General features: G+C 59.6%; 17 protein-coding genes and 1 riboswitch. Of the genes, 6 read left to right on the plus strand and 11 right to left on the minus strand.

Annotated features, from left to right (window positions below; genetic code table 11):
• Nucleotides 1-78: 78 nt before the first annotated feature.
• From FHT92_RS21885 to FHT92_RS21930, 10 genes are all read right to left on the minus strand, one after another.
• A complete protein-coding gene (locus FHT92_RS21885) occupies nt 79-3,246 on the minus strand; it encodes an efflux RND transporter permease subunit (RefSeq protein WP_183829245.1) in 3,168 nt (1,055 codons plus the stop codon).
• A 41-nt stretch (nt 3,247-3,287) separates the two neighbouring features.
• Nucleotides 3,288-4,487: an efflux RND transporter periplasmic adaptor subunit gene (locus FHT92_RS21890; RefSeq protein ID WP_183829248.1), complete on the minus strand. Its 1,200-nt coding sequence runs from the start codon at nt 4,485-4,487 to the stop codon at nt 3,288-3,290.
• 203 nt (nt 4,488-4,690) lie between these two features.
• A complete protein-coding gene (locus FHT92_RS21895; RefSeq protein WP_246735531.1) occupies nt 4,691-5,824 on the minus strand; it encodes a calcium:proton antiporter in 1,134 nt (377 codons plus the stop codon).
• Nucleotides 5,825-5,997: 173 nt separating this feature from the next.
• Nucleotides 5,998-6,348: a ribbon-helix-helix domain-containing protein gene (locus FHT92_RS21900; protein ID WP_183829251.1), complete on the minus strand. Its 351-nt coding sequence runs from the start codon at nt 6,346-6,348 to the stop codon at nt 5,998-6,000.
• Between the two features lie 124 nt (nt 6,349-6,472).
• Nucleotides 6,473-7,069: a DJ-1/PfpI family protein gene (locus FHT92_RS21905; RefSeq protein ID WP_183829254.1), complete on the minus strand. Its 597-nt coding sequence runs from the start codon at nt 7,067-7,069 to the stop codon at nt 6,473-6,475.
• Nucleotides 7,070-7,155: 86 nt separating this feature from the next.
• Nucleotides 7,156-7,551 carry a DUF779 domain-containing protein gene (locus FHT92_RS21910; protein ID WP_183829256.1) on the minus strand — a complete coding sequence of 132 codons (396 nt, stop codon included), beginning with the start codon at nt 7,549-7,551 and terminating at the stop codon, nt 7,156-7,158.
• A gap of 73 nt (nt 7,552-7,624) precedes the next feature.
• Nucleotides 7,625-9,133 carry an aldehyde dehydrogenase gene (gene adh, locus FHT92_RS21915; RefSeq protein ID WP_183829259.1) on the minus strand — a complete coding sequence of 503 codons (1,509 nt, stop codon included), beginning with the start codon at nt 9,131-9,133 and terminating at the stop codon, nt 7,625-7,627.
• A 169-nt stretch (nt 9,134-9,302) separates the two neighbouring features.
• Nucleotides 9,303-10,262: a helix-turn-helix domain-containing protein gene (locus FHT92_RS21920; RefSeq protein ID WP_183829262.1), complete on the minus strand. Its 960-nt coding sequence runs from the start codon at nt 10,260-10,262 to the stop codon at nt 9,303-9,305.
• Nucleotides 10,263-10,432: 170 nt separating this feature from the next.
• A complete protein-coding gene (locus FHT92_RS21925; RefSeq protein ID WP_183829265.1) occupies nt 10,433-11,644 on the minus strand; it encodes a TIGR03862 family flavoprotein in 1,212 nt (403 codons plus the stop codon).
• Between the two features lie 38 nt (nt 11,645-11,682).
• The gene (locus tag FHT92_RS21930; protein WP_183748422.1) at nt 11,683-12,105 is read right to left on the minus strand and encodes a helix-turn-helix domain-containing protein; all 423 of its coding nucleotides are present in this window, start codon (nt 12,103-12,105) and stop codon (nt 11,683-11,685) included.
• A 71-nt stretch (nt 12,106-12,176) separates the two neighbouring features.
• Between FHT92_RS21930 and FHT92_RS21935 the strand changes: the two genes are divergently transcribed.
• From FHT92_RS21935 to FHT92_RS21960, 6 genes are all read left to right on the plus strand, one after another.
• Complete coding sequence (locus tag FHT92_RS21935; protein ID WP_183829269.1) at nt 12,177-14,453, plus strand: heavy metal translocating P-type ATPase; 2,277 nt, start codon at nt 12,177-12,179, stop codon at nt 14,451-14,453.
• 309 nt (nt 14,454-14,762) lie between these two features.
• A riboswitch (cobalamin riboswitch) is annotated at nt 14,763-14,990 on the plus strand.
• A gap of 261 nt (nt 14,991-15,251) precedes the next feature.
• On the plus strand, nt 15,252-15,473 hold the full coding sequence (gene nrdH / locus FHT92_RS21940) for a glutaredoxin-like protein NrdH (protein WP_007820342.1): 222 nt from the start codon (nt 15,252-15,254) through the stop codon (nt 15,471-15,473).
• Between the two features lie 13 nt (nt 15,474-15,486).
• Entirely contained in the window at nt 15,487-15,888 is a 402-nt protein-coding gene (gene nrdI / locus FHT92_RS21945; RefSeq protein WP_183829272.1) for a class Ib ribonucleoside-diphosphate reductase assembly flavoprotein NrdI, read from the plus strand.
• Nucleotides 15,867-18,035, plus strand: a complete 2,169-nt coding sequence (gene nrdE / locus FHT92_RS21950; RefSeq protein WP_183829274.1) for a class 1b ribonucleoside-diphosphate reductase subunit alpha — start codon at nt 15,867-15,869, stop codon at nt 18,033-18,035. The genes nrdI and nrdE overlap by 22 nt, the downstream gene beginning before the upstream one ends.
• Nucleotides 18,036-18,214: 179 nt before the next feature.
• On the plus strand, nt 18,215-19,189 hold the full coding sequence (gene nrdF / locus FHT92_RS21955; RefSeq protein ID WP_183829277.1) for a class 1b ribonucleoside-diphosphate reductase subunit beta: 975 nt from the start codon (nt 18,215-18,217) through the stop codon (nt 19,187-19,189).
• 94 nt (nt 19,190-19,283) lie between these two features.
• Nucleotides 19,284-20,531: an adenylate/guanylate cyclase domain-containing protein gene (locus tag FHT92_RS21960; RefSeq protein ID WP_183735435.1), complete on the plus strand. Its 1,248-nt coding sequence runs from the start codon at nt 19,284-19,286 to the stop codon at nt 20,529-20,531.
• Here the strand turns inward: FHT92_RS21960 and FHT92_RS21965 are convergent.
• On the minus strand, nt 20,528-21,580 hold the full coding sequence (locus FHT92_RS21965) for a substrate-binding domain-containing protein (protein WP_183735434.1): 1,053 nt from the start codon (nt 21,578-21,580) through the stop codon (nt 20,528-20,530). The two genes, FHT92_RS21960 and FHT92_RS21965, sit on opposite strands and share 4 nt — an antisense overlap.
• Nucleotides 21,581-21,747: the final 167 nt, after the last annotated feature.

Here is a 21,747-nt window from a genome sequence, read left to right on the forward strand (position 1 = left end):
CGAATCCCAGAACTGCTCTATCTCTTTGTTTTTTACGCAATTCCGGACACAAACCGCTGCACGCTTTGCTGGAATTGCCTATTGCACCCTCATCTCTGCTTCTGCGACCGCAGGGGTTTTGCTGCGGCGCCTTCTGAATTCCTCAAGGCGCTGCAGCACGACGTAGAATGAAGGAACGAACAAAACGGCAAGGCAGGTCGATGCGATCATGCCGCTGAAGACCGAGATGCCGATCGACTTGCGGGCAGATGCGCCGGCTCCCGTCGCGAGGACAAGCGGCAGGACGCCGAGAATGAAGGCGAAGGATGTCATGAGGATCGGGCGGAAACGCAGGCGGGCCGCTTCGACCGCAGCGTCCAGTATTTCCATGCCTTCCTCACGCTTTTCACGCGCATATTCGACGATCAGGATGGCGTTCTTCGATGCCAGCGCGATCAAAAGGATCAGGCCGATCTGGGTGTAGAGATTGTTGGCGACGCCCGCCGCCATCAACGCGCCGACGGTGCCGAGCAGAGCAAGCGGGACGGCCAGCAGCACGGCAAGCGGCAGGATCCAGCTTTCATATTGACCCGCAAGCACGAAATAGACGAGCAGCATGCCGAGCGCGAAGATATAGTAGATCTGTCCGCCGACCGCCTTTTCCTGATAGGAGAGCGCCGTCCACTCATAGCCGGTTCCTGTTGGCAAGGTCTGGTCGGCGATCTGCTCCATGACGTCGAGTGCCTGGCCGGAGCTGAAGCCGGCGGCAGGTCCGCCGACGATGGTTGCTGACGGGTAGAGGTTGTAGAGGCTGATCAGTGAAGGGCCTTGCATCGGTTTGATATCGACAACGGTTCCGAGCGGCACCATGGTGCCATCGCCGGCCTTGACCTCCAGATTGCGGATATCGCCGGGGCTGACGCGGAATTCCGGAGATGCCTGGGCGTAGACCTGGAACGTGCGGCCAAACTTGTTGAACTGTGTCACGTAACTCGATCCGACATAGCCCGACAGCGCAGAGAAAACCTGTCCGACCGTGACGCCCAGCGTCTCGGCCTTGATGCGGTCGACTACGATTTCGAGCTGCGGCACATTCGAGCGGAACGACGTGCTCAGCCTTTGCAGGGATGACTGGACTTCGCCATTTTTCACAATCGTATCGGTAAGAGACTGCAACAGTGCGTAGTCGGATACGCCGTTTTTGAGTTCCACCTGCATCGTAAAGCCGCTGGCATTGCCGACGCCCTGGATCGGCGGCGGTACGATCACCAAGGTTTTCGCAACCAGTACGCTTTGCAGCGCGCCATTAAGGTGCTGGTAGATGGACAGGAGATCCTGACCTTTTTCCTTAAGCCTTTCGTCCCAGTCTTTCAGCACGACATAAGCAACGCCGGCATTCTGCAGGCTGGCATTGTTGTCGAGAACGGATATGCCACTGATCGTCAGGACCTGATCGACGCCCGGTGTCGCCTGGGCGATCTTGCCGACCTCCGCCATGACAGCGTCAGTGCGCTCCTTGGAAGCGCCATCAGGCAGTTGAGCGCCGATCAGCACGTAGCCCTGATCCTCGATCGGCAGGAATGCAGTCGGCACGCGCGTGAGGCCCCAGACAGCGACGCCCATCAGCGCCAGCGCCAGAATAACCATGACCGTGGCGTGGCGCGTCATCGAACCGATCAGCCGGACGTATCCGCGTTCGCCCCAGTCGTAAATTCGGTTGAAGCCGCGATAGACGAAGTTCCGCTTCTCGGGAGGCACCGGCGTGCGCAGCCAGAGGGCGCATTGCGTCGGTTTCAGCGTCACAGCATTGATGGCGCTGATCAGCGCCGTTGCGGCAATGACCAGAGCGAACTGCCGGTAAAGCTGGCCTGTCAGCCCCGGCAGGAAGGCGGCCGGAATGAAGACGGCCATCAGTACCAGCGTAATGCCGATAACGGGGCCGAGCAGTTCGTCCATCGCCTTTTCGGCCGCCTGCCTGCCGGACATGCCCGCCTCGATATGTCTCGCGACACCCTCGACAATGACAATGGCGTCATCGACGACGATGCCGATGGCTAGGACGATTGCGAACAGAGTGGAGAGGTTGACGGTAAAGCCCATGGCGGCCATCGCGGCAAAGGCGCCGATGATGGTGACGGGAACTGTTGTCGCCGGCACGAGCATGGCTCGCCAGTCCTGCAGAAACAGCAGAATGACGATGAGAACGAGAACGCCTGCCTCGATCAGCGTGACATAGACTTCGTTGATCGACGCCTTGACGAATTTCGTCGTGTCGAAGGGGAGATGATATTCGAGGCCCGGCGGGAAGGCCTTCGCCAGTTCCGCCATCTTTGCATCGACTGCCTGGGCCACAGCAATGGCGTTTGCTTCCGGCAATTGGGAGATACCGATGCCCGCAGCTGGTCTGCCATTCTGCGTGAAGGTCTGGCTATAGGTCTGCGCACCCAGTTCGACCCGGCCGATATCGCGGATGCGCGTTACCCGGCCGCCGTCCGCGCTATCCACTTTGACGATGATGTTTTCGTAGTCGACAGCATCGTTCAGCCGGCCATTGATGTTCAGTGTGTATTGGAATGTCTGCCCCTGGGGAACCGGCGGAATGCCGATCTGGCCGGCCGTGACCTCCTGGCTCTGCTGCTGCACGACATTGACGATATCCTGCGGCGTGAGCCCGCGGGCCTGCAGCAGGTTTGGATCCATCCAGATGCGCATGGCATATTGGCCGGCGCCGAAGACCGTGACGTTGCCGACGCCGGGCAAGCGGGCAAGCTCGTTCTGCAGGTTGATGACCGCATAATTGGAGAGGAACAGGCTGTCATAGCGGCTATCAGGCGAAGTCAGGCTGACGAAGCCGAGGATCGCGGTCGATTTCTTCTGAGTGCTGACGCCTTGAACCTGCACAGACTGCGGAAGCGACGACATGGCGATCGCAACACGGTTTTGCACCAGGACCTGTGCCTGGTCGGGATCGGTGCCGATGGCGAAGGTCACGGTCAGCGAGTAGGTTCCGTCGCTTGCGCTGGTGGACTGCATGTAGAGCATGTCCTGTACGCCGTTGACCTGCTGCTCGATCGGCAGGGCGACCGTATCGACAAGTGTCTTGGCGCTGGCGCCCGGAAAGCGGGTCGTAACCTGTACTGTCGGCGGAACGACATCAGGATATTGCGCCACCGGCAGTTGGAAAAGAGCCACCGCGCCGATGAGAACAAAGACCAATGCCAGAACATTGGCGAGCACCGGCCGTTCGATGAAGAAGCGCGAGATCATGCTGTTGTCCTTGGACCTTCAGATGAAGCGGGTGGCGGATTTTACTGCGTCGTCGTTGTGGCCTTTGCATCGGCGCCGGCTTCTGCCGGCTGCGTTTTCATATCGATTTTCTCCGGTGCGACCTTGCCGCCGGGGATTGCCTGCTGGATGCCCTGGATGACGACCCAGTCAGCCGGACCGAGGCCGGATTCGATGACGCGGAGGGCGCCTTCGCGCTGGCCAGTCTTGACCTGTTTCTGTTCGACGGTGTCATCCTTGCCGAGCACGAGCAGATAGCTGCCGAGCTGGCTGGTTGCGATCGCATCGTCGCGCACAAGCAATGCCTTCTCATTCTGGCGGATCGGTACGCGAACGCGCACGAAGAAGCCGGGCAACAGGGCCTTGTCCTTGTTGTCGAACAGAGCCCGCACCTGAAGCGTGCCGGTCGATGCATCGAGTTGCGGCGAGACGTAGTCCAGGTGTCCCTTATGCGGGTAGCCTTCTTCGGATTGCAGGCCGAGTTCAGTTGGGATGCTCGGCAGATCCGTCTGCTTGAAGGTGCGCCCCTGCTTTCTCAACATATCCTTGATCAGCAGCACCTGGGTTTCGCTGACGTTGAAATAGGCATAGATCGGGTCCGTCTGGACAATGCTGGCGAGCTTGGTTGGGCCTGAGACACCGACGAGCGTGCCGATATCGACAAGGTGGTCGGTCACCGTGCCATCGAACGGTGCAATGACTTCGGTATAGCCAAGATTGATCGTTGCAAGTTCGACATTGGCCTGCGCATTGAGGATTTGCGCATTGGCTTCATCGAGCGTCGCCTTGGCGCTGTCGACGGCCGTCTGCGTCGTGACCTGCTGCTTCATCAGATTGAGCTGACGATCGTACTCCTGCTTGGCGCCGACCTGGGATGCCTGTTGCGATGCGAGGGATGCCTTGGCCTGATCAAGCTGGGCCTGATAGGTGTCGCGCTCGATCCCGAAGAGCTTGGTTCCTTTCGTTACCGTCGTGCCGTCCTGATAATCGATCGATTGAAGGTAACCTTGGACGCGCGCTTCGATATCGACCGAGTTCAGCGGCGCAGTATTGCCCGTGAGTTCGAAATAGAGGGTGACGGGCTCCTGGACTGGTTGCGCAACACGGACGGCCGGCGGCGGAGGCGGGACGTAGGCATTGCTGCTTCCATCGCAGGCAGCGAGCGCTGCCATACCGATGAGTGTCACAGAAATCTGCAGGCCCCGATGCAATCCCTCATGCATGCTTGCTGCCCCGATGATCTATTTGCCCCGGTCTTGATGCGTGCCTTGGCGGCGATCCCTATAGCCGCCGGATGTTTCAGGCATGCGGTACTATGTCGCGGGATTGCCCGAAATTGCAATAGCTTGCGGCATGCAATTTAGCTTTGTCTAAATGATTGACGGCTGCATAGCCCGGACGGCGGCTAGCCTGGACATTTTTCTACTCACTGCTGGGTAATGAGCAGTATGTAAGCCAAAAATAGCACCAGGTGAACCGCGCCCTGCATGAGGTTGGTGCGGCCACTTGAAAAGGTAATGATGCTGACGGCGAGCGTCAGCACGAACATGACGAGATCCGGACCCTGAAGCCCTAATGTGACGGGGTGCCCGTAAAAATGGCTGATTGCCAGCATGGCCGGCACGGTCAGGCCGATCGTCGACAGGACCGAGCCGAGGAAGATGTTGATGGCGCGTTGCAGATGGTTGGCTACGGATGCACGCACGGCGCTGATGGCTTCGGGTGTCGCGACAAGCACCGCCATGATCACACCGCCAAATGCCGCCGGTGCATGCAGGGTTTCGATCACATAGTCGATCGGCAGGGCAAGCTGTTCGACCAGGAAGACGACCGGCCCCATATAGGCGAGCAGCAGCACTGCATGATGCCATACCGACCGGTGGTGCCGTATGCCGACTGCGTGCCGCTCATGATCGTCGCCGTCATCGGCGAAGTAGCGCTGATGGCGGCCGGACTGCAACAGGAGAAATATGCTGTAGAGGCCGATCGAGATGATGCCAAGAAACATCTGTCTCGGAGCCGAGGGATGCGGGCCATCCGGGCCGGCGAGAAACGTCGGCATGACGAGGCTGAGGGTCGCCAAGGGCACGATAACGCCGAGATAGGCATTGGCGCCGTGCAGATTGTGCTGTTGGTCTTCCCGCCGCCATGCGCCTAAGAGCAGCGACAACCCGACCATGCCGTTCAGGATGATCATCACGACGGCAAACAGCGTGTCGCGGGCGAGCGTCGGATTGTTTTCCCCGTGAAGCATGACGGCTGAGATCGCCATCACTTCGATCGAGGTAATGGCAAGCGTCAGGATGAGGGTTCCGTATGGCTCCTCGAGCTGCTCTGCCAGATGATCCGCATGGCGAACGACCGAAAGAGCAGAGCCCAGCACGACGGCAAAAAGCCAGAGAAGAATGATGACGAACCAGATCGGCTCGGAAAGCCGGTCGAAGATCGGATCGCGGAAGGCGAGGAAAATCAGGCTGGTCGCGATGCTGACGCCAAGGAACCATTCCTCACGGGCCAGGCTCGCCATGCTGGTGGTGTACGATGTGGAGCCGTCAGTCATCGGCACCATCGCCGGCCATGAAGTACCGTCGCGCTACGACCGCCGCCATCTTCCCCTCCGCTCCGCTCCGCCTGTTCAAACCGAGCAATGCGGTTGATGGCGGTCGAGGCGATTGTCTCATGCAGAGGGGCAATCCGCCTATCTAAAAATCACCGCCCCGGCTTAGGGGGAATTCAATGATACTTCCGCTTCTCCCGCCCCAGAATTTCCGGCGCATTGAGGCCGGCGATCGGCCGCGAGAGATCTGTGGGGATATCGCCGGCAAGCTGGAGGTCCAGGTAGCGTGCGCAGCAGACGCGGAGGAACGAGGTGAAGTTGCCGAGGTCATGGCCGGCGTCGATCGACTCGTGATGCAGCCTGGTGATCAGCTGAACCACGTTCATGCCGTCGCGGGCGGCAATTTCCTCCAGCTTCGACCAGAAGAAATTCTCCAGCCGCACGCTCGTGACCATGCCATCGATGCGCAGCGACCGGGTTGTACTTTCCCAGAGCCTGGCATCAGCTTTGATGAATAGTTCGCACATCGCGTTCCTCGCGCCCGTCCATTTAAAGCGTGTCGCGATCCTTAGGATTCGCTCGGAACGCTTTAAGGCTTTGATTTTGTATGTCGTTATTGCAAAATCGCTGCGCACTTTTGCGCGACATGCTTTAGGCGGCGTTGGTCTCCAGGACTGTTGTCGCATCGAGCACCGTCATGAACTGGCGCAGCCACGAGGGATGAGCCGGCCAAGCCGGTGCGGTGACGAGATTGCCATCGGAAACCGCGTCAGTGATGGCTATATCGGCATAGGTCCCGCCGGCGAGCTCGACTTCCGGGCGGCAGGCGGGATAGGCCGAGCAGGTACGACCTTCTAGGACACCGGCAGCCGCCAGAAGCTGGGCGCCGTGGCAGATGGCAGCGACCGGCTTATTGGCATCGAAAAAATGCCTGACGGCCTTGATGACCTCTGGGTTGAGACGGAGATATTCCGGCGCACGGCCGCCTGGAATGACGAGTGCATCATAATCTTCGGCATGCACGCTCTCGAAGGTCGCGTTCAGTGCGAAGTTATGGCCGCGCTTTTCCGAATAGGTCTGGTCGCCTTCGAAATCATGGATGGCGGTGGCGACCGTCTGGCCGGCGGTCTTGCCGGGGCAGACGGCATGGACCGTGTAGCCGCAGGCAAGCAGCGTCTGGAACGGCACCATGGTTTCGTAATCTTCAGTGAAATCGCCTGTGATCATCAGGATCTTGCTAGCTGGCATTTTTTCCTCCCGTAAAAACCAACAGATGGACTTTAACAAAGGATCGCGGACCGCGGGTAATATGGGAATACTACAGCAGCCGCCGATCAGCTCGTCTCACGTGCCCAGACGTCGGGAATGGTGCAGGCCTCGCCGCCGCCGAACACGCGCGAGCGGGTCAGGAAGCGCTTCTCGCGACCATTATCGAGCGAAAACATCCCGCCGCGGCCGGGTACGACGTCGATGACGAGCTGCGTATGTTTCCAGGCCTCGAACTGGCTGGCGCTGATGTAAACGGGCACGCCGCCAATCTCGCCGAGTTTCACATCCTGGTCGCCAACGATGAAATCATCCGTCGGGTAACACATGGGCGAAGAACCATCGCAGCAGCCGCCGGACTGATGGAAGAGGATATCAGGATAATCCCTCTGGATTTCCTCGATGAGATCGAGTGCTGCATCGGTTGCGAGCACGCGCGGTTCGCCATTGACCAACTGTTCCATGATTGCCTCCTCCAAGACAATGCCTCCTCCCCGTGAAGGGAGGAGGCGCGACATTAGCACAAGCGACTGCTTCTCAGAAGAAGCCAAGCTTCTTCGGGCTGTAGCTGACCAGCATGTTCTTGGTCTGCTGGTAGTGGTCGAGCATCATCTTGTGCGTTTCACGGCCGATGCCGGACTGCTTGTAGCCACCAAAGGCGGCATGGGCCGGATAGGCGTGGTAGCAATTGGTCCACACACGGCCGGCCTGGATTTCCCGACCGAAGCGATAGGCGCGATTGGCGTCACGCGTCCAGATACCGGCACCGAGGCCGTAGAGCGTGTCATTGGCGATCTCGAGCGCTTCCTTGTCATCCTTGAAGGTGGTGACGGAGACGACCGGGCCGAAGATTTCTTCCTGGAACACACGCATCTTGTTGTGGCCCTTGAAGATGGTTGGCTTGATGTAATAGCCCTCGGAAAGTTCGCCGCCGAGATCGTTGCGCGAACCACCGGCCAGCACCTGTGCGCCTTCCTGCTTGCCGATATCGAGGTAAGCGAGGATCTTTTCCATCTGCTCGGTAGACGCCTGAGCGCCGATCATCGTTTCCGGGTCGAGGGGGTTGCCCTGTTTAATGGCTTCGACGCGCTTGACGGCCCGTTCCATAAAGCGGTCGTAGATCGATTCCTGGACGAGAGCGCGGCTTGGGCAAGTGCAGACTTCCCCCTGGTTTAGCGCGAACATGGCGAAACCTTCGAGCGCCTTGTCGAAGAAATCGTCGTCTTCGGCTGCCACATCGGCAAAGAAGATGTTGGGCGACTTGCCGCCGAGTTCCAGCGTGACCGGAATGAGGTTCTGGCTGGCATATTGCATGATGAGGCGACCTGTCGTCGTCTCGCCGGTAAAGGCGATCTTGGCGATGCGCGGGCTGGATGCGAGCGGTTTGCCGGCTTCGAGGCCAAAACCGTTGACGATATTGAGCACACCGGGCGGCAGGAGATCGCCAACGATTTCTGCCCAGAGAAGCAGAGAGGCGGGCGTCTGTTCGGCCGGCTTGATAACGACGCAGTTGCCGGCGGCGAGGGCCGGTGCCAGCTTCCAGGCGGCCATCAGGATCGGAAAATTCCAGGGAATGATCTGGCCGACGACGCCGAGCGGCTCATGGAAATGATAGGCAACCGTATCATGATCGATTTCGCCGATCGTGCCTTCCTGGGCGCGGATGCAGGAAGCGAAATAGCGGAAGTGGTCGATGGCGAGCGGAATGTCGGCCGCCATGGTTTCGCGGATCGGCTTGCCGTTGTCCCAGGTTTCGGCCTGGGCCAGAAGCTCCAGCTTGTCTTCCATGCGCTGGGCGATCTTCATGAGGATGTTGGAGCGCTCGGTGGTGGAGGTGCGGCCCCATTTTTCCTTGGCGGCATGGGCGGCATCGAGCGCGGCATTGATGTCCTTTTCGTCGGAGCGCGGGATTTCGCAGAGCTTGCCGCCGGTCACTGGCGTGACGTTGTCGAAATATTTGCCGCCGATCGGCTCGCGCCATTCGCCGCCGATATAGTTGCCGTATCTCAGCTTATATGGCGACTCGACGATTTTCTGATGAAGCATGTCATCCTCCCTTGATGAACAGGTTCCGGAACGAACCAGTGGGAGGAAATCTGTGCCGCTTTTGCCTGAGGGAACAGGGCAGCTTGCCAATACCGCAGCGCACAGTGTCGCAGAGTTGCGACAGGTTCCGGTGTCGCCACGACATTGTGATCAAGCCTTTGGCATGATGTCAGTGCAGGTCGAGCTTCTTCATCTTCCGATGCAGTGTCGCACGGCTGATGCCGAGGGCTGCGGCGGCCTGGGAAACGTTGCCATGGGTGCGAGACAGGGCTCGCCGAAGCGCGGCCTTTTCGGCCTCTGCTATCTCCTTTTCCTGCGAGACGCGGCCTTCATGCAGCGCATCGGAGGCGGGAAGGCCGGCAGCGATGCGCACGTCGTCCAGCTTGAGAGCGAGGCGGGCGGCCCGCGTGGCGCCGAGAACAAGGTCGTGCCGATCGACGGCGAGGAGTGCATTAGCGGAATTGACTCCGGCCGGCACCATGACGAAGCGGGCACCGGCGAAGGCAGAGCGGAACAGATTGAGCTCGATGCGCATCGCCGCATCCCGCACGGCCTGCGACAGGATGCTGAGCGTAATTTCATTGACGTCGTCACGGCAGGTCGAGATGTCAAGGGCGGCTGCCAGCAGGCCACGATGATCGCGGATCGGTGCTGTGGTGCAGCTCAGCTTGATGTTGGAGCAGTAGAAATGCTGATCCCGGAAAACGGCAACGGCTCGATCATCGGCAAGGGCGGTGCCGATGCCGTTGGTACCGATGCTGGCTTCGGTCCAGACGGAACCGGTCCATAGACCGAGATCATAAAAATCCTTGTCATTGCCGGTGGCCCCGCGACGCTCCAGCGCAATGCCGTTGCGATCCGTCAGCAACAGGCAGCAGCCGGCTTTGCCGACAGTCGCAAAGAGGCGGTCGAGTTCCTCGCGAGCATCGGCGATCAGCTGTTCAGATTGCTCCCGCGCCAGGCCAAATTCCTGCTCGGTGAGGCGCAGGGGCGCGCGCTTATCTTCCGGCGCCAGCTGATACATGGTCATGCAGCGGCGCCAGGAAGCCACGATTGGAGAGCTGGCCGCAGCGGAATTCTGCTGGGCGCACGTATAGACATGCTCCGCATGCGCGGATTGTTCGTGCATTGAGGCTCCTCCCACGGAACTTGCGCATATTCTGATGTAAATGCGGCAGCTTTGCAATCAGGCCGGCATGACGGCAGATTCTAGGGATGGAATTTTCCGGCTGGTCCGTGTCGCATTTCTGAGACAGTTGTGTGCCCGTCGGTTCGCATGTCGGCGTGCAGCCTTTGCCGTCACCTTCGGCCGAGCCAGGCCTCGATGCCTTTTGCAGCGGCGCGGCCCGTGGCGAAACAGGCGGTGAGCAGGTAGCCCCCTGTCGGCGCCTCCCAATCCAGCATCTCTCCGGCTGCGAAGACGCCAGGGAGGTGTTTCAGCATGTAGGTCTCGTCAATTTCACCGAAGGCGATGCCGCCGGCCGACGAGATGGCCTCGGCGATTGGGCGTGGGCGCAGCAGTGGGACAGGCAGGGCCTTGATGGCGGTGGCGAGTTCTTGCGGGTCGTTGCGATTTGTTTCCGGCGCTAGCTCTCGCAAGAGTGCCGCTTTTGCGCCATCGATGCCGGCCCCTTTGCGCAGGCGATTGGAGAAGCTCGACTTAGCCCCCTGCCGGGCGAGATCGCGAGACAGACGCTCCAGCGTGCGACCGGGGGCGAGGTCGATTGAAAGCGCTGCCTGACCATGTTCCCGCAGGTCATCACGCAGGACGGCCGAATGCGCATAGATGAGGCTGCCTTCGATGCCGTGTCGGGTGATGACAAACTCGCCGGGAAATGTGCCAGCGCGCGACGTTGCCGTGACGGATTTCAGCGGCTGTCCGGCGAAGTGGTCTTGGAAGAGATCGCTCCAGGCGACATCGAAGCCGCAATTGGCGGGCTGAAATGGGGCGATCGTTATGCCGCGTTCGACAAGCAACGGCACCCAGGCGGCGTCCGAGCCGAGACGCGGATAGCTGGCACCCCCGAGTGCGAACAGTGTCGCATCGCAGGAGATGGTCTTGCCGCCATCAGGCGTTTCGAATGCATGCCCGTCGTCGGTAAAGCCGATCCAGCGATGGCGGGGAAAGAAGCTGACGCCTCGGCCTTCCAGCCGGGCAAGCCAGGCACGCAGAAGGGGCGAAGCCTTCATGATATTGGGGAAGACGCGGCCGGAGGAGCCGACGAAGGTTTCGGTGCCGAGCCCGGCTGCCCAGACGCGGATATCTGCCGGTGTGAAGGCATCGAGAGCCGCGCGCAGCAGGGGACTGGCATCGCCGAAGCGGGTGGCGAAGCGTTCGTAGTCTTCGGAATGGGTGATGTTGAGTCCGGATTTGCCGGCGAGCAGGAACTTGCGGGCAAAGGTCGGCATCGCATCATAGACGGAAACGGCATGGCCGCTTGCCGACAGCACTTCGGCTGCCGAAAGGCCGGAGGGGCCGCCGCCGATGATCGCGATTTTCTTCTGTTTCATTGCGCCTTCTTGGCGCGGGCGGGGAACGAGCGCAAGTGTCAGTGATGCGGGTGAGCGCACTTGCCGTGATCGGCGAGCACCTCGATGACACGGCATTGATCGACGCGGCCATGGCCGCAGCCTTCGACCATCAGTTCCAGTTCGGCCTTCAGGGCGTTCAGGCTGCGGATACGCTGCTCCACTTCAATGAGACGAGCCTTTGCGATGGCATCGGCGGAGGCGCAGGGCTGATGCGGGTCGTCCTGAAGCTGCAAGAGAGTGCGGATCGCCTCGATCTCGAAGCCGAGCTCGCGGGCATGGCGGATGAAGGCGAGGCGATTGAGGTCCGATGGTTCGTAGGAGCGCTGGTTGCCCTCGCTGCGACTTGGAGCGGACAGCAGGCCAATACCTTCATAATAGCGGATCGTCGGCACCTTGACGCCGCTCTGACGAGCGGCTTCACCGATGGTGATCTTTTTCATGATTTTCCTCTTGCACCTCTAGTCGCTAGAGGATGTAGGAAGGATGCCGCCTACAAGCAAGGATCGAAATCATGAACGAAGCAGCACAGGCACGGTACCGGGTTGGCGGTATGGATTGCGCCGCCTGCGCAACGAAAATCGATACGGCCGTCAGGCGCGTGCCCGGCGTCGAAGACGTCTCCGTATCGGTGACGGCGGGTACGATGACGGTGCGCCATGATGGCAGCAGCGATCTAAAGGCGATCGAAAAAAAGGTGATCGGCCTCGGTTATTCGGTTGCTCCGCTCACGGGCAAGGCTCCTGTCCGAGAAAGCAAGACCGATCATGATCATGCGCATCACGACCACGCGCATGATCATAAGCATGATGATCACGACCACGACGGTCATGACCACGATCATGCTGGTCATGATCACGCCGATCATGGGCATTCGCATGGCACCGAGGAGGTCGAGGGGTTGCACGGCCATGATCATGGGCCGATGACCGGTCCCTGGTGGCTGAGCAAGAAGGGCCGATTGACGATCCTTTCGGGACTTGCACTCGTCGTTGCCTATGTCGTGGGCCACCTGGTGCCTTCGATTGCTCCGTATGCTTTCATCATCGCCATGCTGGTGGGGCTGGTACCGATCGCACGCCGCGCGGTCGTGGCCGCACTTTCCGGCACGCCGTTTTCCATCGAAATGCTGATGACGATTGCCGCTGTTGGCGCGGTCATCATCAATGCCGGTGAAGAGGCAGCGACGGTCGTGTTCCTGTTCCTCGTTGGCGAATTGCTGGAAGGGGTTGCCGCCGGCAAGGCGCGCGCCAGCATCCAGTCGCTGACGACGCTGGTGCCGAAGAACGCACTACTCGAGGCGGATGGCGAAGTAAAGGAAGTGCCGGCCGAGACGCTTGCGGTCGGTTCCGTTATTCTTGTGCGGCCGGGAGACCGGATTTCCGCCGACGGCACCATTCTGTTCGGAGAAAGCGCAATCGACGAGGCGCCGGTGACGGGCGAAAGCACGCCGGTGCGCAAGGGCACAGGCGAAACGGTGTTCGCCGGCACGGTGAATGGCGACGCTGCATTGCGCGTCCGTGTCACGGCCGCTGCCGAGGACAATACGATCGCCCGCGTCGTCAAGCTTGTAGAGGAGGCTCAGGAATCGAAGGCACCTACGGAACGCTTCATCGACCGTTTCTCCCGCTACTATACGCCTGGTGTCGTCGTCGTGGCGGCCCTGGTCGCCGTTCTGCCGCCGCTGTTGGGGGGCGGAGCATGGGGCGAATGGATCTACAAGGGACTCGCGATCCTTTTGATCGGCTGCCCCTGCGCGCTGGTCATTTCGACGCCGGCAGCAATAGCTGCCTCGCTCTCGGCGGGTGCGCGCCGCGGTCTGCTGATGAAGGGTGGGGCAGTCCTTGAATCGCTTGGCAAGGTGACGGCCGTTGCCTTCGACAAGACAGGCACGCTGACCGAAGGCAAGCCGCAGGTCACGGATATCATCGCCTATGGGCGCTCGGAGGCAGAGGTGCTTTCGCGTGCTGCCGTTCTCGAACAGGGCTCCAGCCATCCGCTGGCGCTGGCGATCCTCAACCGTGCCAAGGCCGATGCCGTGCCCGTGCCGCCGGCCTTCGAAGTGGAAGCGCTGCCCGGCAAGGGCATGACCGGCAAGGTTGGCGGCGAGACGCTCGATCTCCTGTCACCGCCGGCCGCGCGCGAGCGCGGGGCGCTGAATGTCGAACAGGACGAGCGGGTCGCGGCACTTAATGGTGCGGGCAAGAGCGTCTCGGTATTGCTCGTCAATGGTGTCGCGGCCGGTCTCATCGCCATGCGCGACGAGCCGCGCGACGACGCCACGAGCGGGCTTGCGACGCTGAAGGCGGCAGGCGTGCGCGCCATCATGCTGACCGGCGACAACAAGCGCACTGCAGCAGCCGTTGCCGGTGACCTCGGCATCGACTGGCGCGGCGAGTTGCTGCCGCAGGACAAGCAGCGCATTGTTGGCGAACTGAAGAAGGAAGGATTGTTCGTTGCCAAGGTCGGTGACGGCATCAATGATGCACCGGCACTTGCCGCCGCCGATGTCGGCATCGCCATGGGCGGCGGCACCGACGTTGCGCTGGAAACGGCGGATGCGGCCGTGCTGCATGGGCGTGTCGGCGACGTTGCCCGCATGATCGAGCTCTCGAAGCGGACGATGCGCAACATCATGCAGAACATCACCATTGCTCTCGGGCTGAAGGCGGTGTTCCTCGTCACTACTATTGCCGGCATTACCGGCCTGTGGCCGGCGATCCTTGCCGATACCGGCGCGACCGTATTGGTGACGATGAACGCGCTTCGTCTTCTCCAGATAAAGACGTAAAGTTTGTCATTTTAGCAGCGTGCGGAAGGTGCACGCCCGTGGCATCATGGTTCCCGGGATCTGCCGAAACCGAGGCTGGCCCGAATGCAAAGTCGGCCTGTTGCGCGATACCCCATCGGCGATTCGGGCGTGATTCGGGAATCGAAAATCGCAGAGCCGGCCAAAGGCTGGCTCTCTTCCTTGGGGCCTTCTCCACAGCCTGCTTTCTTTAATCATCTGTTAACCACGTTCTTCACACGAATGCAGTGATTTCAAACATGCCGTAACGCGACGCGCAAACCATCCGTTGACGCAAACTGGGATTCGCGTACTATATCTAGTGTTCAAGGTTCCTTCGATTCGTGAGGGTCGCGGGCTAAGACGGGAATACGGTGCGTTTCGCCATGAAGGCGCGACAAGTCCGCAGCTGCCCCCGCAACTGTAAGCGGCGAGCAACTGTCCGATTTCAGGTCACTGAGGCATGAGGCTTTGGGAAGGCTGGGGGCAGGGTGCTTCGACCCGCGAGCCAGGAGACCTGCCTTGAACTGGTTGTCCACGGGCGGGGTGTCCGGAAGGTCGCGTGCATGAATGCGGATCTATCCGTGCCTGTTACGCTGCCCCGAACTTCCGCATGAGCACTTCGGGGTTGAAGTCATGTCGAGAGCATCAAAACCGCCGCCCGCGCAGATCCCGCAGAGGATAATGCCTGGCGTGTAAAGCGCCGACTTTGTTAGATCATTCTCAAGCGTTGCCCCGGACGCCGCAAGGCGCCCGATCCTAGTTCTGCGTCCGGAATCCATTGACATCACGAGGAACATGATGAGCGTTACCGTTTACAGCAAGCCTGCCTGCGTTCAGTGCACCGCCACCTACCGCGCCCTCGACCGTCTGGGCGTCGACTATCAGATCATCGATATCTCCGAGGATGCCGACGCGCTCGATCGCGTGCGCGGCATGGGCTACATGCAGGTTCCGGTCGTCGTTGCCGGCGAGAACCACTGGGCGGGCTTCCGCCCCGATATGATCAGCGCGCTCTCCTGATCGGAGAAGAGCGGTGGGCCTGATCGTCTATTATTCCAGCCGGTCGGAGAATACCCATCGTTTCGTCGAGAAGCTGGGACTGCGCGCGGCGCGCATTCCCGTAGGCGCTGAAGACATCCACATTCGCGAACCCTTTGTGCTGATCTCGCCCACTTATTGCGGGGACGGCGGAAAAGGAGCCGTGCCCAAACAGGTGATCCGTTTCCTCAACAATGCGGAAAACCGCTCCAACATCCGCGGCGTCATTGCTGCGGGCAACAGCAATTTCGGCGAGACCTACGGGCTTGCCGGCGACGTAATCTCGCAGAAGTGCCAGGTGCCTTACCTCTACCGGTTCGAGCTCCTGGGGACTGCCGAGGATGTCGCCAATGTCAAAGACGGGATGGGACGATTTTGGACACTGGGACAAACCTGACGCGGGATGCGGTCGCCAAGCCGCTGAAGGCCTTGGAAGCGCTCGATTATCACGCGCTGAACGCGATGCTGAACCTCTATGACGATGAGGGCAAGATCCAGCTCGACAAGGACCGCATGGCGGCCAAGCAGTATTTCCTGCAGCATGTGAACCAGAACACGGTGTTCTTCCATAATCTCCGGGAGAAGCTCGATTATCTGGTCACCGAAGGCTATTACGAGCAGGAAGTCCTCGACCAGTATTCGTTCAATTTCGTCCGCGACCTGTTCGACGAAGCCTATGCCAAGAAGTTTCGTTTCCCGACCTTCCTCGGCGCCTTCAAATATTATACCAGCTATACGCTGAAGACCTTCGACGGAAAGCGCTACCTGGAGCGCTACGAAGACCGTATCTGCATGGTGGCGCTGGCGCTGGCCGAAGGCAATGAACAGCTGGCACGCGATCTGATGGAAGAGATCATTGCCGGCCGTTTTCAGCCGGCAACGCCGACCTTCCTCAATGCCGGCAAGAAGCAGCGTGGCGAACTCGTCTCCTGCTTCCTGCTGCGTGTCGAAGACAATATGGAATCGATAGGCCGCTCCATCAATTCGGCGCTGCAGCTGTCCAAGCGTGGCGGTGGCGTTGCGCTTTCCTTGACGAACATCCGCGAGGCCGGTGCGCCGATCAAGCAGATCGAGAACCAGTCTTCCGGCATCATCCCCGTGATGAAGTTGCTGGAAGACTCGTTCTCCTATGCCAACCAGCTCGGCGCGCGGCAGGGGGCGGGTGCCGTCTATCTCAACGCCCATCACCCCGACATCATGCGCTTCCTCGATACGAAGCGCGAAAATGCCGACGAGAAGATCCGCATCAAGACGCTGTCGCTCGGCGTCGTCGTGCCTGATATCACTTTCGAACTCGCCAAGAACAACGAGGATATGTATCTCTTCTCGCCTTATGATGTGGAGCGGGTCTACGGCGTGCCCTTCACCGAGATATCGGTGACGGAAAAGTATCGCGAGATGGTGGCGGATGCCCGCATCACCAAGAAGAAAATTAAGGCACGCGAATTCTTCCAGGTGATCGCCGAGATCCAGTTCGAGAGTGGTTACCCCTACATCATGTTCGAAGACACGGTGAACCGGGCAAATCCGATTGCCGGCCGCATCAGCATGAGCAACCTCTGCTCGGAAATCCTGCAGGTGAGCGAGGCCAGCGAATTCAACGACGATCTTTCCTACAAGCATCTCGGCAAGGATATCTCCTGCAATCTCGGTTCTTTGAACATCGCCATGGCGATGGATTCATCCGATTTCGGCAAGACGATTGAGACCGCGATCCGTGCACTGACCGCCGTTTCCGACATGAGCCATATCTCGTCGGTGCCCTCGATCGAGAAGGGCAATGACGACAGCCACGCGATCGGTCTCGGCCAGATGAACCTGCATGGATACCTCGCCCGCGAGCGCATTCACTACGGTTCTGAAGAGGGCGTCGATTTCACCAATATTTATTTCTACACGGTGACCTACCACGCGCTGCGTGCCTCGAACCGTCTGGCGGTCGAGCGCGGTACGAGCTTCAAGGGCTTTGCAAACTCGAAATATGCCTCTGGCGAGTATTTCGACAAATATACGGAGCAGGAATGGAAACCTGCCACCGAGAAGGTTCAGACGCTCTTTACCGATGCCGGCATTCATATTCCGACGCAGGAAGACTGGCTGGAGCTGAAGAAGGCCGTGATGGCTTCGGGCCTCTATAACCAGAACCTTCAGGCAGTGCCGCCGACGGGCTCGATCTCCTACATCAACCACTCGACCTCCTCGATCCATCCGATCGTCTCTAAGATCGAGATCCGCAAGGAAGGCAAGATCGGCCGCGTCTACTATCCGGCGCCGTTCATGACCAACGACAACCTCGATTATTATGAGGACGCCTACGAGATCGGCGCGGAAAAGATCATCGACACCTATGCGGCTGCCACCCAGCATGTCGACCAGGGCCTGTCGCTGACGCTGTTCTTCCGCGATACGGCAACGACGCGCGACATCAACCGCGCCCAGATCTATGCCTGGAAGAAGGGTATCAAGACCATCTACTACATCCGCCTTCGCCAGATGGCGCTGTCCGGCACCGAGGTGCAGGGCTGCGTGTCTTGTACGCTTTGATTTTGGGCTGCTGGCCGAGAGTTTCGAGCTTGTAACCCCCTCATCCGCCTGCCGGCACCTTCTCCCCGATGGGGAGAAGAGACAAGCCGGGTGCACGGCGCTCCCCTCTGCTCAGCGGGGAGAGGGCAGGGTGAGGGGGCTCCGCATTCCGTTAGAATTTGTGGAAGAAAGACCACCCAATGAACATATCCATCAAGCCGGTCAGCCGCGTGCGCGCCATCAACTGGAACCGTATCGAAGACGACAAGGATCTCGAAGTCTGGAACCGGCTGACCGGCAATTTCTGGCTGCCGGAAAAGGTGCCACTGTCTAACGACATTCCATCGTGGGGAACGCTGACACCGGTCGAGCAGCAGCTGACGATCCGCGTCTTCACAGGGCTGACGCTGCTCGACACGATCCAGAACGGTGTCGGTTCCGTCAAGCTGATGGCAGATGTGGTCACGCCGCATGAGGAGGCGGTGCTATCCAACATCTCCTTCATGGAGGCAGTGCATGCGCGCTCCTATTCGTCGATTTTCTCGACGCTCTGCCTGACGCCCGATGTCGACGATGCTTATCGCTGGTCCGAGGAGAACGAGTTCCTGCAGCGTAAAGCGGCCCTGATCATGGGACACTACGCTTCCGGCGATGCGCTGAAGAAGAAGGTTGCCAGCGTCTTCCTCGAAAGCTTTCTCTTCTATTCCGGCTTCTATCTGCCGATGTACTGGTCGAGCCGCGCAAAGCTGACCAACACGGCCGACATGATCCGCCTCATCATCCGCGACGAGGCCGTGCATGGCTATTACATTGGCTACAAGTTCCAGCGCGGACTTGAAAAGCTCTCCGAAGAGCGCCGCCAGGAGATCAAGGACTTTGCCTTTGACCTGCTGCTCGAGCTCTACGACAACGAAGCGAAATATACTGAAGCGCTCTACGATGGCGTCGGGCTGACCGAGGACGTCAAGAAGTTCCTGCATTACAATGCCAATAAGGCGCTGATGAACCTTGGCTATGAGGCGCTGTTCCCGGCCGAAGCCTGCAAGGTGAATCCGGCGATCCTGTCTGCGCTTTCGCCGAATGCCGACGAGAACCACGACTTCTTCTCGGGTTCCGGCTCCTCCTATGTCATCGGCAAGGCGGTGGCGACCGAAGACGAAGACTGGGATTTCTGAGGTTTAACTTTACGAAGCCTCTTATCATTCGGCCCGCTATCGCCCACATTCAGCGCGATGTATTCGTTGAATGTGGCGTAGCGGGAGTTTTTTTATGAGGCCCTCTTTCGAAGCGACTGATCCGGCAAGCGAAGCTGCCGAAGGCGTCTGGCCAATCCGCAGGCGCCGAATTCTCGACTGGCTGATCAACGAGACCCGCAGCGAGCGTTTCATCGACAATATCCTGGTAGAGATGTGCAAGCGGCTGCTGGCAGTCGGCGTGCCGGTGACGCGGTCCAGCCTGCATTTCCGCACCAACCATCCGCAATGGATCGGCGCCCGTATCCTATGGGTGGAAGGCATGGAAGAGGCAAAGATCAACACCTTTGCCTACGGGGTGGAAACCACGCCGCAATTCCTCAACAGCCCGGTCAACGAGATCCACAGCGGCACCAACGAGGTGCGGAAGAACCTTGAGGATTTATGGGAGGGCGACGACTATCCCTTCTACCAGGAATTGCGAGACGACGGCTATACGGAATATGTTGCCTGGCCGATCGATCATACGTTCGACAAGCGCCACGTCGTTACCTTCTCCACCAATAGGCCAGGCGGTTTTACCGGCGAACACGTGGATTTCCTGCGCGATCTGCTGCCGGCTCTCACTCTCGTCAGCGAGATCAGGCTCAAGAACATCATGGCGCGCACGCTGCTGCAGACCTATGTCGGGCCGCATGCGAGCGAACAGATTCTCTCCGGCGTCATCACCCGTGGCAGCGGCACGACCGTCGGCGCGGCGATTATGATCTGCGATCTGCGCGATTTCACGGCGATCTCCGATCTCTGGCCGCGCGACGACGTCATCCAGCTGCTCAATGACTATTTCGATGCCATGTCCGATCCGATCGAACGGCACGGCGGTGAAATCCTGAAATTCATGGGCGATGGATTGCTTGCCATCTTCCCGCTGTCGAAGCCTTCGGCCTGCGAGGATCTCTTGACGGCGATCCGTGAAGGGCAGGAGGCGATGGCGAAACTAAATGAGCAACATCAGCGTTTGGGACGTGATCCGCTGCGCTATGGTGTCGGCGTCCACGTCGGTGACGTCATGTACGGCAACATCGGTTCGCGTCGACGGCTGGATTTCACGGTCATCGGCCCGGCAGTCAACGTCGCCTCGCGGCTTGAAACCTTGACTAAGGAGGTCAAGCGGCCGGTACTTTTGTCTCGCGCTTTCGTTGAGATGGCGACCTGCACGGAAGAGATGGACAATCTCGGCACTTTTCCTCTGCGCGGGCTTGGGGAGCCGGTCGAAGTCTTCGCTTTCCGCGAAAAGCCGACAGCCGGTCGTGACGCAGCTTAGGCCACCGGAAAATTGATCTGCGGCGGCAGGAGCAGGCTCTGGCTCTCCGCTGCCGGATTGCCGATCCGCTGAAGAAGCATCTGGCCGAGATGTTCGCCCGCCTCGACCAGGTCCTCATAGATAGTCTCGATTTTCGGCTGCAGATGCGTCAGGAGATGCGAGGTCTCCTTGGCGACGATATCGTAGTCATCAGCGAGAACGCGTCCCACATCATTCATGGCGGTGACGAGCGCCAGCGCCGAAACTTCGCCTGGACAGACGAATCCGTCTGGAACATCGGCCGCCGCGGCACGCGCCCGAAAGAAATCTCTGATTTCATTGGCCGGTGAATCGAGCGTGACCGCTTCCGATATCTCATAGGCGACGCCGGCCTCGCGCACGGCGGTCATGAAACCATGCAGAATGTGCTGGCTGAAGGTCAGCCGCTTCGGCGGCATGACAACGGTGACCTTCTTCCTGCCCTTGACGATCAGACGCCGGGTGGCTTCGTAGGCGAAGGCATAATTGTCGTAATCGACATAAGCATGCGGTGTCGAAAATTCGGTGCGCCCGTGAGACACGAAGGGGAAGCTGACTTCCTGCAGCATCCGCACCCGCGCATCGAAGGGTTCTGTCCGCGTGAAGATCAGGCCGTCGGCGAAATTGTTGCGGACGATATATTCCGCTGCTTCGAGGTCCGTCGTCGACAGGAAGTTCGGGGCGACGACGAGGTGGTAGGATGTCTCTTTCAACGCCTTGGCAATGCCGTACATGATCGCGGTGCCGAAGCCGACCACTTCCTGATGCGGATCGAGAAGGATGCTGATGACATTGGTGCGGCCTGTCTTCAGGCGCTGAGCAGCCCGGTCGGGCAGGTAGCCGATCTCGCGGGCAATGCGATGGACGCGCTCGCGCGTCTCAACCGATATTTGCGGCGCGTCGCTGAGTGCGCGCGAAACCGTCGTCACTGCAAGGCCGGTCAATGTCGCGATGGTACGCAAGGTCGGCTTGCTGCGTTTTTGCGCACCATCCGGATTTTCACCGCGTTGCAGTTGGGACGATTCGGTCACTGGGGACATTCCATGCTGGGCCGCGGCTACAATAACACGATGAAAACGGCACGCAATCAATCAATGCAAACGATTTAAATTTTTATGGCATCTTAACCGAACAGAAAAAATGTAAATAAAATCAATATTTATCGGACTAATCATATTTTTCTCGGGAGTCGAGGAAG

The organism is Rhizobium sp. BK377 (genome assembly GCF_014193935.1).
Lineage (GTDB): Bacteria > Pseudomonadota > Alphaproteobacteria > Rhizobiales > Rhizobiaceae > Rhizobium.